This window comes from Achromobacter sp. JUb104, assembly GCF_024806975.1.
GTDB lineage: Bacteria > Pseudomonadota > Gammaproteobacteria > Burkholderiales > Burkholderiaceae_B > Achromobacter > Achromobacter spanius.
On the sequence record NZ_JANUEY010000001.1, the window covers coordinates 1,456,105 to 1,467,924 of the forward strand.

The window sequence follows — 11,820 nt, forward strand, 5'->3', positions numbered from 1 at the left end:
TGGATAACGCAGGTTGACCGACGATATTGCGCAATGGATCGCGCGCGCGTCTATAGAACTCCTCTGATTTTGCGGGGTAGCCGCCACCACTGCCCGCATATCCATAGACGCATTTCTACGTTGTCCGGCATGAAGCCTCCACGTAGCCTGAGCCTTCTTCTCTCTGAAAGCCCAGGTCATTCCATGAGTCTCTCTATCCAATCGGCCCCGCAGGCCGTCGCCAAGCACAGCGAACGCGCCGAGGCCGTGCGCGGCTTTATCGCCCAGGTTCGAAAATGGGTGCCCGACGCGGCGCACGCCACGCCGCAAGCGCTGGCTCAGGTGGCGGCGTTGCTCGAGGCGCTGGGCCTGCGCCGCGATCTGTTTCCCGCCGAGGCGTTCGCCCTGGTGCCGGAGCGTCCTGCTTCGCTGTACCGCTTGGCCGAAGATATCGACGGCGGCTATGCGTTGTATTTATCGCTGGGCGGACCCGGCAAGGCGCAGCCGCCGCATGATCACACCACCTGGGCGATCATCGCCGGGGTTCACGGCACCGAACGCAACGAGGTGTATTCCCGCGCGGCTACCGAAGACCCCTTGCGCGACACGCTGACGCACGTGCGCCGCGTGGATGTGGGGCCGGGCGCGTCCATCGTGCTGGGGCCCGATGACGTGCACACCATTGAATTGGTGGGTGACGAAGCGGGCGCGCATCTGCACTTTTATGGCTTGGCGCTGGATCGACTGCATGGCCGCGTGGTGTTCGAAAGCACCGCGGGCGGCACCTATCGCAGGTTTTCGCCGCCGGCCGCCATCTACCATGCGCGCGTGTCGGCCAGCGCCTTGCAGGACGCGCTGCGCGGCGATGACGAGATTGCCGTGCTGGACGTGCGCGAGGCGGGCCGCTATGCCCGTCGCCATTTGCTGGCTGCCGTGCCCGCGCCGCTATGGCGGCTTGAGCTGTTGGCCGATCGCCTGGTGCCGCGCCGCGACACGCGCATTGTGCTGGTGGACGACGATGAGTCGTTGGCGCACCAGGCGGCTGCGAAGCTGACCCGGCTGGGTTGGACCGATGTGATGGTCCTGGAAGGTGGAACCGACGGATGGGTGCGCGCGGGCTTGGAGGTGTTTTCGGGAACCAACGTGCCCAGCAAGGCGTTTGGTGAAGTCATCGAACACGAAAAGCACACGCCGTGGATCGACGTGGACGAGTTGCATGAGCGCGTTGCGCGCGGTGACGACATTGTGGTGGTGGATAGCCGCACGCCCGAAGAGTTCCACCACTTCACGCTGCCGTTCTCGCATAGCCTGCCGGGCGCTGAACTCGTCTATCGCATTCGCGAGCTGGCGCCGGACCCGAACACGTTCGTGGTGGTCAATTGCGCGGGCCGTACGCGCAGCATCGTGGGCGCGCAGACCTTGATCGACGCAGGGATTCCCAACCGGGTGGCGTCGCTGCGTAACGGGACCATGCAATGGCTGCTGTCCGGACGCGAACTGGCCTACGGCCGCAAGGCGGCGTTGCCCGAACCGGGCGATGCGACTTTGAGCGTGGCGCGGCAACAGGCGCGTGATGTGGCGCAGCGCGCCGGTATCGGCTATGTGGACGCGGCGACCTTGCAGGCATTCGAGGCGGAGCAGGGCACGCGCACGCTGTACAAATTTGATGTACGCACCCGCGAGGAATATGAAAGCGGCCACCTGGAAGGGTGGCGCTGGGCGCCGGGCGGCCAGTTGGTGCAGGCCACGGACGAGTATCTGGCGACCCGGCGTGCCCGCGTGGTGTTGGCGGATTGGGATGGCGTGCGCGCGCTGACCACTGGGGCCTGGCTGGCGCAGTTGGGGGCCGTGGAGGTCTATCTGTATCGGCCCGCAGCCTTCGCGCCTTTGCAAAGCGGTCCCGAGCCGCGTCGCGTGTTGCGCCATCGGCCGGACGTCGCCCGCATGCGGCCCTTGGCACTGCGCGCGGCGCTGGACGCGGGCCAGGCCGTCGTGTTCGACGTGGAGTCGCGCGTGGCCTATGAGCGTGGACATGTGCCGCACGCACGCTTCGCGGCGCCTGACCGGCTGACGGAATTCCTGCCGTCCGACGAGGGCCGCAGCGTGGTGCTGACGTCTTCCGACGGGGTGCTGGCCGGTGTTGTGGCCGCTGAACTGGCCTGGCGCGGCGTTCGGCGGGTGCAGGTTCTGTTGGGCGGAACGCGGGCGTGGAAAGAAGCTGGCCTGGATCTGGATACCGGCGCGTCAGGCGTATTGACCAGCGACGACGATCAAAGCATCAGCCCCTATCTGTTTGATGACTTGGCGGCGCGTGATGAAGGATTTCGGGAATACCTGGACTGGGAACTGGGGTTGGTTGCGCAACTGAAGCGCGACGGTGGCGAGCAAATTCGCCTGATCCCGGCGCCGCAATAACGGCGCGAGGTACGAGGTACGCCCGGCTAACGCGCGCGAGGGAGGCAGCGGGGCGTGCCCAGTCCAGGTCCGCGGCGCTTCTGGTCTGCCGCGCTTGGGACTGTCAGGCCAATTCCAACCGGTTTCCACCCAGCGATTTTGCGCGGTACAAGGCGCGGTCAGCGGCCGCCAGGCTATCGGCCAGCGGCGGCGCATTGTGGTCAAACCGGGCCAGCCCGATGCTGACCGTGGCACGGATGGCGCTGCGATCCACCTGTTCGGAAACCGTGTCGGCAAAGCGTTGCGCGACGGCTTCGCCCAGCGCCTGCGCGCGCCGCGCCTCGTCGCCCGTGAGCAGCGCGGCGAACTCTTCGCCGCCGATACGGGCCAACAACACGCTCGGCCCGGCCACATTCTGCGCGATGTCGGCAAACGCCTTGAGCACCAGATCGCCCGCCTGATGCCCGTGTTGGTCGTTGATGGACTTGAAGTGGTCAAGGTCAAACGCCAGCACCGCCACCGGGCCATGGTTCGCATGGGCGTGCAACAGGCGCGTGCCTTCCTCGAAAAACCAGCGGCGGTTGCCCAGGCGCGTCAGGTAGTCGGTTTGCGATTCACGCAACAACTGGCCATGCGCTTCTTCGCGTACCAGCTTGAGCAGCGCCATCGGCAGCAATACCGAATACAGCACGCCTTCGTACATGGTGATGTTGCTGGATGCCAGTTGGATCGAGGGACCGTATACGCCCACCAGCCAGGGCAGGATCAAGGCCCGGAAGGCGTAGAACAAGGCATGGATGCCGGTGATGGCGACGACGAAGCGCCGAGGCGCCAGCGGCTTCAGTGGCGTGCAGCGCCACATTTCCCAGGCGGTCAGGGCCGCCACGGCGGCGATGGGCGCCGCGCTGACGTAGCTCCACATGATGCCTTGCCAGCGCGTGCCGGCCGCTGTCCACAGCAAGGCCGTCATGGCCAGCAACGCCGCCGAGGTCCAGCGATACTGCTTGCCGTTGAAGGCCGCGACGCCGTGCAGAACCAGCAGGTAGCCGCTAAGGATGATGAAGTTGCTTAGCCCAGGGCCGAGCGCCGCGGGCAGGTGGCTGCGCAACAGCACCACGGTACAGCCGGTGGCGATGGTGGTGAAGCCCACGGCCAGCAGTCCCAGTTCCTTGCCGCGCCGGGTATTGGTCCGGTATTCCCAATAGAGCATCCCGGCGCTGGCAAGCAGCGTCCCGATGACGAGTAGGTAAAGGGTGTAGAGATCGACGTGCATCCCGGCGGTATCAGCGTGGCGCCGACACGTGTTGCCGACAGCGGGATTTTACGGGGAAAACTGCCCCGTTATCTGTTACAGGCCGGCGTGTTGCGTGGCTGCAAACAGGTCGTCTGTGTGCACCATCAGCGCGCGCACCTGATGCAGCAGCGGGTACTGATTCAGCACGCCGGCCCATTGCGCAGACGTCAGCAATCCGTGCCAAACGGTCTCCAGCGCTTGCGCGTCGGCGGGTTCGCCCCGCGCCAGCTGGCTGGCGTAGGCCACGCTGGCCGGCGCGGACAGCAATTGCATGCGGCAAGCGGCGTTCAGCAAGCGCGGCACGTCGACGGGTTCGTCGGCGGGCGCGTCACAGCAATAGAGCACGGCGCCCGCCAGGTCGGGGCCTGGTGTGGGCAAGGCGCTTAAGGAAGCACCGCGCAGGGCGACGGTGCCTTGATGCGACAGAAACGGGTAGACGACGCCGGCGTCCGCCTGCGCCAGCCGTTGCACGCCGCGCAGCAAGCGGGGGAAGTCGGTACTGGCCGCGTCCACCGACGCCTTGGCCTCGACCAGCAGGCAAACGTCCCAGACGGGGTCAGCGTCGGGCGGGCCGGCGCGGCGCAGCAGGGCGGCGTCCCACTCGCTCTTGGCCCGGTCAGCCGAGCCGGGCAGTTCGGACGGCACGTGCATCGAGGTCACCACCCGGTAGGCGTCGGGCTCCGGTGTCGTGCCCAGCGACGCTTCGGCATTGAGGCGGCGCGCCAAGGCTTGCAGTGCTTGCGCCGCCTGTGCCTCGACGGCGGCGCCGCGTTGTTGCGCGGCGAGCCCTCGCGCAACCGCGCCCGGCGTGCCCGAGCGGGGACCATTGCGGTTCCATAGCGCTTGATACCGCTGCACCAGCGGGTCGCAGGCCAAGGCGTCCAAGCGGGACAGGCGTTCCAGGGCGGAACCGTCGCGCAGGCGGGCCAGGCTGCGCGCCATGGCGGAATCGCCGGCGGCGTCGGGCATGGCGTTGATCCAAGCGACGGCATCGGACAGCGTCGCCCACGCCGATGCCGACACGGCGGCTTGCAGCGCGGCCAAGGCATCGCGCTGCGAGCCGGGCGGCATGCGTTGCAGCTTGGCCGGGTGGGCAATGGCGTTGACGGCCGCCACGACGTCACGCCGGTCGGACTCGGCGCCAGCCGCCAGCGAGGCGTATTCGCGTACCTGCACGGCTTGGTGGCGCAGGACCATGGCCTGGATGGCGGGGTCACCCTGGTTCTCACGCATGGCTTCGCCGATCAGTTGCGCCAGCGCGTCGATGAACGTCTGCTTGACCGTGGCGGGCGGCGAATCTGAACGGGCCAGCGCCCGCCGCGCCTGATCAATGGCCACGGCAAGCGTGCTGGTGCAATGGCGGCGGGTGGCGGCAGGGGCCGCTTCCAGCGCGGCTTCGGGGGTGTCCGGCACGCGATAGCGGCGGGCGACGATGCGTAGCGTTTCGTCCAGCAGGGCGGGGCGCGGCGGCAGGGGCATGGTGGGTACCGGCTTATTCAGACTGTGGCGCCGTAAGCCTAGCCTGTTGCCGGCGTGGGCGCCAATCCCGGCATGCCCCCTGGCCCCCGGCAGCGTTCTTACTTGAACATTGCTGCGTTGTCTTGCAGCACCGTGTCGGCGCACTGGGCGTCCAGGTGGCCGCCGGGCGCGCCGGCCACGCCGATGGCGCCGATGACCTTGTCGCCCGCCTTGACGGGCACGCCGCCGCCCAAGAGCAGGAAGCCCGGAATGTCGGTCAGGTTGGCGGCGCCCGGGTTCTTCTGCGCGTTCTCCATCATGGTCAGCGTGGGCGTCTTGGCGGACACGGCGGTGAAGGCCTTGGCGCGGCTGGCTTCGATGGTGTGCGGGCCGGCGTTGTCGGCACGGGCGAAGGCCTTGAGCAGGCCGGCGCGGTCCACGACCGAAGCGCTGACGTTATAGCCCTTGGCCTGGCAGGCAGCGACGGTAGCGGTGGCGAGCGTTTGCGCATCGGCCATCGACAGGTTGGTTTCCGTCAGCACGGCGGCGTGGGCGGCGGCGGAGAAAGCCAGCGAGGAGGCCAGCGAAGAAGCGAGGGTGGCAAGGGTAGTACGCGTCATGGTCTGCATCCTTTTTGTGGGTGTCATCAGGAGCAGTCAGTGTGGCCAAAACGCGCGGCGGGCGGTATACGCCCGACTACTCGCGCGCCTCCGTAGCGTTACGGAGGGCGGGGCGCCGGGCTAGTCGAGCAGGGTGGCGTATTGGCGGATCAGTTGCGCCAGCGAGTCGGCTTCCAGCTTGGCGAAGACGTTGGCCCGATACGTTTCAACGGTGCGTGGCGACAAGTCGAATTCGCGCGCGATTTCCTTGTTGCTCATGCCTTGCACGATGCGCGCCAGCACCTCGTGTTCGCGTCCCGACAGGCGCGCCAGCCGGTCGGCGGCGGCCTGGGTCACGGCCAGCTTTTCGCGGCTGGCGATGTGGGTGCGCACCGCGGCCTGCACGGCGTCCAGGAACACGTCGTCATCCACGGGCTTTTGCAGGAATTCCATGGCGCCGCCCTTGAAGGCGCGACGGCACAGGTCCACGTTGGCATGGCCCGTCAGCATGACGACCGGCAGGTCGCACTGCGCGGCCAAACGGCCAAGCACATCCAGCCCGCTGATGCCGGGCATGCGCATGTCCAGCACGACGCAGCCGATGGCGCCGGCGTTCAGTTGCGCCAGAAATGCCTGCGGATCGCCAAAGCCCACGCTGCGCAGGCCCACGCTACGCAGCAGCAAGGCCAGCGCATCGCGCACGGCGTCGTCGTCGTCCACCAGGTACACCAGCGGGGAATGGTCGGGCGTGCGCGCGTCCGGGGTGTTCATGCGGGAGCCTCCGAGCGCGGCAGGCTTACGGTGAAACAAGCGCCCGAGGGCTTGAGATTGCGTGCCGCGATGCGGCCGTCCATGGATCCGGCCAATGTTTCGCACAAGGCCAGCCCCAGCCCCATGCCTTGCTCGCGGGTGGTGTAGAACGGGGCGAACAGGCGGGGCAGCGCGTCGGCGGCGATGCCGGGGCCGGTGTCGCTGACGGTAAGCCGGTATTCGTCGCCGTCGGCGCGGCCTTCCAGTTGGATCAGCCGCGTGCCGTTGGTGCCGGCCAGGGCGTCGGCGGCGTTTTGCACCAGGTTGTGCAGGATCTGTTCCAGCGCCACGCGGTCCCCCAGCGGCCGCGCGCCGGGGCTGGCGTTGTTCCAGGCCAGGCGGATGCCTAGACGGGCCAGTTCGGCCTCGCGCAGAAAAAGTAGCGAAGCCACCAGCGCGTCCGGGTCCAGCGCTTCGCGCCGGGCGGGGGAACGCGGCTGTACCAGCGCGCGCATGCGGCTGATGATGTCGGCGGCGCGCTTGGCCTGCTCGGCGCTGGCCAAGAGCGCGTGGCGCACGGCGGGGCGTTCGTCCTCGTCGTCCAGCAGGCGCTGGGCGGCGCGGGTTTGGGCCAGGATGGCGGTCAGGGGCTGGTTCAGTTCATGCGCGATGCCCGCCGCCATTTCGCCCAGCGTGCCCAGGCGCGCCATGGTGGCCAGGCGGGCCTGTTCCTGTTGCCGGTGCGCCTCGGCGCGCGAGCGCTGCCACGCGGCGGCGGCGGCCACCAACAGGGCGCTGGCCACGGCCCAGAAGAGCCAGGCTTTCCATGGCCAGAAGCCGGGGGTCAGCGTGCGGATACTGCGTATCGGGAAGGCCTGGCTGGCCGCGCCCAGCGGCTTTTGCAGGGTCATCGTCAGCCCCCACGCATCGTCTGGCTGCTTGGACAGCAGCGCCAGCGGCTTGCCGTTCAACATCAGGCTCAGGTTGCCCAGGCCCGGGGGAAAGTCCGCTTCGGGCACCAGTTGGCGGGCGTCCAGCAGCAGGCTCCAACTGGAGGGCGCAACCAGCCAGTAGCGCGCGTCGTCCACCGGCAGCGTCACCGGGCGTCCCGCTTCGCGGGCGCGCGCCACGGTGGCGGACAAGGCCGACGGCGGGGGCACGCTGCCCGCCCAGGCGCCATCGGCCAGGTACCCCAGCCCCAACAGTTGCGGCATGGCCGGGTGCAGGCTGGGATACAAGCGTTCGGGTGTGGGCGGATGCGACAGCGCGGTCAGCGTGGCCAGCACGGCCTCGTGCTGCACCGTCTTCTGGCTCAACATGCGCTGCGCGATGCTGGTGGCTTGGAAGAAGCGGTCGTGCAGGTCCAGGTATTCCTGGCGGGCGATCCAGGCGGCGCCCAGACAGAACAAGACCAGCCAGCAGAGGAGGGCGCGCGTGCGCAATAGGGGATTCACGGGTGAAATTATGCCCTGCGGCCGTTGCGCCCCGGAATCCGTAGGGCTACGGAGGCGTCACGCGGCGCGCGGGGAGGCCTGGCCGGCCGGATCGGCTTGCGAATTAGCCTGTGAATTGGCCGACACCGTCATCTGGTACAGCGCGGCCACCAGGTCCGACTGCGTGATCAGCCCGACCAGGGTGCGCGAGGCGTCCAGCACGGGCACGCAATGCAGGGCGTCCGACATGGGCCGGGCCAGTTCGATGACTGGCAGGTCCGGTGTGACGAAGGGCACTTCGCTACGCAGGCAGTCGGAAACCCGCTGGCGCGGCGGCGCGGCGTCATCCGGCGTGACGGCAAGCGGGCGGGCCTTGCGCGCCAGCACGTCGGCCTGCGACACCATGCCGGCATAACGACCGTTCGCGTCAACCACCGCCAAGGCTTGCAGCCGGTGCTTGTCGAACAGGCGCACGGCGTGGTCCAGGGGCTCGTGTTCCTGCACGGTGACGACATCGCGCGACATGACGTCGGCGCACGACACCTCGCCAAATCGGCGCACGCTGGCGCGCAGTTCGGCGGCCAGCACGATGTCTTCCAGGTCTTCCTTGCTGATGTCCAGGAGCTCGCCGCGTTGCGCCAGGGCATCGTCCAGGTCGGCCCGGCTGAAGCCCAGGCGGGTGCTGGGCGCGGCGTCGCGGGTGTGATGTCCCTGTGCCGGGTCGGCATGGCGGCGGGGGTAATTGCGTTTCAGAGCGCCGTTGAAGGCCACGGCAATGCACAGCAGGATCAAGGAATTCAGACCCACCGGCCACAGCGCGAAGCCATAGCCCAGGCTGGCTACGGACGGCCCGCCCAGCACCGCGGTCAAGGCCACCGCGCCGCCGGGGGGATGCAGGCAGCGCAGGCTGAACATGGCGCCGATGGCCAGGGCTGCCGCGACGGCCGCAGCCAAGCCGGGCAGCGGAATCATCTGGGCGCAGAACACGCCGATCAGCGCCGACACCACGTTGCCCGCCACGATGGACCAGGGCTGCGCGAGCGGGCTGGCGGGCGCGGCAAACAGCAGCACGGCCGACGCACCCATGGGCGCGATGAACCAAGGGCTGGCCGCGCCCAGTGCGTGCCGGCCTACCCATTCCGTGCAGAACAGCCCCAGCAGCGCGCCGAGCACGCCAAGGATTTTTTCGCGCCCGTTGACGCCTACCGGCGCTGGCGCGAACGCGCTCAGCCAGCGCTTGAATGCCACCCCCAAAACCCTCTCCTCGCGTGCAAGCAATATATCGTGGGGCGACAATTTATCACGCGGCGGCTTACCACCCGCTTATGTGCTTATGCACCGAAGCGTTCAGGTCGCGTCGTCGCCGATGCGCGCCAGCAAGCGGCCCAACAAGGGACGCATGGCGCGCAATTCTTCCAGGTGCGCGGTGGACAGGCTTTCCAATACCCTGTCGGCCTTTGGCGTCAGCACGACTTCAACGCGACGGCCGTCCTCGGGATCAGCCTCGCGGCTGACCAGGTCCAGCCGGGCCAGGCGGTTGACCAGTTCGGCGGCCGTATGCGGGCGGATCAACAGTCGATCGGCGATTTCGCCTACGTACAGCCCACGACGGTCGGGCGGGATTTTGCGGGTGCCTTTGATGGCCAGCAGGGTTTGATGCTGCTGCGGGGTCAGCGCCAAGGCGCCGGCCGCGCCCTCGCTGAAGGCCGCGAAGGTGCGCAGCGCATAGCGGAAGTCAGCCAGCAGTTCGTAGTCGGCGGGCGACAGGGGAGTGGGGGACAGAGTCGTTTTCACAGGCGAATTCTAATATGACGACGCGTGAATACGTGCCGTGCCGTAGTGCCGTTCAGTACCGTTAGTACGCTTCATTGCCGTTTTCGTTACCGCTTTCAGGGCCACATTCATCCGCCGCATTCAGGCACCCTGTGTCGCTCGCAATTGCCACAGCACGTCCAGCACGTGTTGGGTGGCGCGTTCCACTTTTTCCGCGCGGTGCGCGATGCCTAGCGGCCGCCACAACGCCGGGCGCAACGGCCGCATGATGATGCGCGGGTCGGCTTGGGGCGCGGTGGCTTCGTGCGGCAGCAGGGTCGCGCCGTAGCCGGCGGCCACCAGGCTTTTGATGGCGTCGTTGTAATTGAGCTGGATGCGGGGGCGCGGGTTCAGTCCGGCGGCGGCGAACCATTCGCCGGTCTGGCGCGACAGCCGCGTGGTGGCGTCGTTCAGGATCAGCGCACGGTCCGCCAGCCAGGCGGGTGTGACGCGGGCGGGCGCCTGCCAGCTTGCCGGCAGAAAGGCCATGACCGGATCGCGTCGCCAGGGCTTGATGACGAGGCCATCGATAGGCGGCTGCGGCAGCGCCACCAGCCCCACGTCCAACGTGCCGTCGTTCAAGCGCTGCAAGGTTTCCTGAGAGGTCAGCACCGCCACCTGCACGTCGATGCCGGGGTGATGGCGGCCCAGTGTTTCCAAGGCGCTGGGCAGCAGATGCGCAATGGCGCCGGTGGAGGCGCCCAGGCGCACGCGGCCGGATAAGCCCTGCACCTGCCTTTGCACATCGTCCAGCGCCTGGTCGGCTTCGGCCAGCAGCCGGCGCGCGCGTTCCAGCAGCGTGTCGCCAATGGTGGTGGGCCGGACCTGGCCGCGCTTGCGCGTCAAAAGCGGCGCGCCGATGCGGGCTTCCAGATCGGCCACGTGCAGGCTGACGGTGGGCGGCGCCAGATGCAGCGCGCGGGCGGCCTCGGCGAATGAGCCCAGGTCGGCAATGGCGACCAGGGTGCGCAGGCGATCCAGGCTGATTTCACGCATTGGGTTGACGTTCAGTAAATATGAATTGAACGGTCATGATATTCGACTTTTCTTATCGACGAGCCAGGCCGAAGATACGGCTTGAACGTAACCGCTGCTATCTCTGCGGTTTCAACGCCTAAACCCTCATCCCTGATCACCCCCCCCTTCGACGGAGCTGCCATGACCCACCCCCTAGTCTTTATTGACGGCGACCAAGGCACCACCGGCCTGCAGATTCATGAACGTCTGAACGGCCGTACCGACCTGCGCCTGCTGACGCTGCCCGAGGCCGAACGCAAGGATCCGCAACGCCGTGCCGACGCCATCAACGCCAGCGATGTGGCCATCCTGTGCCTGCCCGACGAGCCGGCGCGCCAGGCGGCGGCGTCGGTGGTGAACCCGGCGGTGCGCATCATCGACGCCAGTTCGGCGCATCGCACCACGCCGGGTTGGGTGTACGGGTTTCCTGAGATGAGCGCGGGGCAGGCCGACGTGATCGCGCAGGCCAAGCGGGTCAGCAACCCCGGCTGCTACCCCACGGGCGCCATCGCCTTGCTGCGCCCCTTGATCCAGGCGGGGCTGGTGCCCGCCGACTATCCGATGGTCGTGCATGCGGTGTCGGGCTATTCGGGCGGCGGCCGCGCCAGTGTGGATGCCTATGAAGGGGCGGGCGGCGTGCAAGGGCCGGCGTTCCAGTTGTACGGCTTGGGCCTGGCGCACAAGCACACCCCCGAGATCGAAGCGCATGCGGGGCTGACGCAGCGCCCGGTGTTCGTGCCGGCCTACGGCGCGTTTCGCCAGGGCATCGTGCTGACGATTCCGTTGCAGACGCGCTTGCTGCCGGCTGGCGTAAACAGCGAACAATTGCATGCTTGCCTGCACCAGCACTACGTGGACACCACGCATGTGCAGGTGGTGCCGCGCCAGGAAGCCGCCAGCCACACGCATCTGGATCCGCAGGTGCTCAACGGTACCAATGACCTGCGCTTGGCGGTCTACGGCAACGAACAACACGGCCAGGTGTTGCTGACCGCGGTGTTCGACAACCTGGGCAAGGGTGCGTCCGGCGCGGCCGTGCAGAACCTGGACTTGATGCTGGCCGCGATGGCATAAGGGGATGGCA

At 67.8% G+C, this 11,820-nt stretch carries 10 protein-coding genes; 2 read left to right on the plus strand and 8 right to left on the minus strand.

Annotation, left to right across the window (positions count from 1 at the left end; translation table 11 throughout):
• Nucleotides 1–183: 183 nt before the first annotated feature.
• Nucleotides 184–2,394, plus strand: a complete 2,211-nt coding sequence (locus M2361_RS06660) for a rhodanese-like domain-containing protein (protein ID WP_259247248.1) — start codon at nt 184–186, stop codon at nt 2,392–2,394.
• A gap of 103 nt (nt 2,395–2,497) precedes the next feature.
• On the opposite strand, the gene M2361_RS06665 is transcribed toward M2361_RS06660, so the two are convergent.
• The 8 genes from M2361_RS06665 to M2361_RS06700 form a co-directional block, all read right to left on the minus strand.
• Nucleotides 2,498–3,646: a GGDEF domain-containing protein gene (locus M2361_RS06665; protein WP_259247249.1), complete on the minus strand. Its 1,149-nt coding sequence runs from the start codon at nt 3,644–3,646 to the stop codon at nt 2,498–2,500.
• Between the two features lie 75 nt (nt 3,647–3,721).
• The gene (locus M2361_RS06670; RefSeq protein ID WP_259247251.1) at nt 3,722–5,146 is read right to left on the minus strand and encodes a 3-deoxy-D-arabino-heptulosonate 7-phosphate synthase; all 1,425 of its coding nucleotides are present in this window, start codon (nt 5,144–5,146) and stop codon (nt 3,722–3,724) included.
• A 98-nt stretch (nt 5,147–5,244) separates the two neighbouring features.
• Nucleotides 5,245–5,745 carry a heme-binding protein gene (locus tag M2361_RS06675; protein ID WP_259247253.1) on the minus strand — a complete coding sequence of 167 codons (501 nt, stop codon included), beginning with the start codon at nt 5,743–5,745 and terminating at the stop codon, nt 5,245–5,247.
• A 120-nt stretch (nt 5,746–5,865) separates the two neighbouring features.
• Entirely contained in the window at nt 5,866–6,495 is a 630-nt protein-coding gene (locus tag M2361_RS06680) for a response regulator transcription factor (RefSeq protein WP_259247254.1), read from the minus strand.
• On the minus strand, nt 6,492–7,928 hold the full coding sequence (locus M2361_RS06685; RefSeq protein WP_259247259.1) for a sensor histidine kinase: 1,437 nt from the start codon (nt 7,926–7,928) through the stop codon (nt 6,492–6,494). The genes M2361_RS06680 and M2361_RS06685 overlap by 4 nt, the downstream gene beginning before the upstream one ends.
• Nucleotides 7,929–7,985: 57 nt before the next feature.
• Nucleotides 7,986–9,161: an HPP family protein gene (locus M2361_RS06690; RefSeq protein ID WP_259247260.1), complete on the minus strand. Its 1,176-nt coding sequence runs from the start codon at nt 9,159–9,161 to the stop codon at nt 7,986–7,988.
• Nucleotides 9,162–9,254: 93 nt separating this feature from the next.
• Nucleotides 9,255–9,701 carry a MarR family winged helix-turn-helix transcriptional regulator gene (locus M2361_RS06695; RefSeq protein WP_259247261.1) on the minus strand — a complete coding sequence of 149 codons (447 nt, stop codon included), beginning with the start codon at nt 9,699–9,701 and terminating at the stop codon, nt 9,255–9,257.
• A 120-nt stretch (nt 9,702–9,821) separates the two neighbouring features.
• Nucleotides 9,822–10,715 carry a LysR family transcriptional regulator gene (locus tag M2361_RS06700; protein WP_259247262.1) on the minus strand — a complete coding sequence of 298 codons (894 nt, stop codon included), beginning with the start codon at nt 10,713–10,715 and terminating at the stop codon, nt 9,822–9,824.
• A 162-nt stretch (nt 10,716–10,877) separates the two neighbouring features.
• Here M2361_RS06700 and argC point away from each other — a divergent pair, with 162 nt between their 5' ends.
• Nucleotides 10,878–11,810 (plus strand): N-acetyl-gamma-glutamyl-phosphate reductase, encoded by a 933-nt coding sequence (gene argC / locus M2361_RS06705; RefSeq protein WP_259247267.1) that lies wholly within the window; start codon nt 10,878–10,880, stop codon nt 11,808–11,810.
• Nucleotides 11,811–11,820 lie beyond the last annotated feature (10 nt).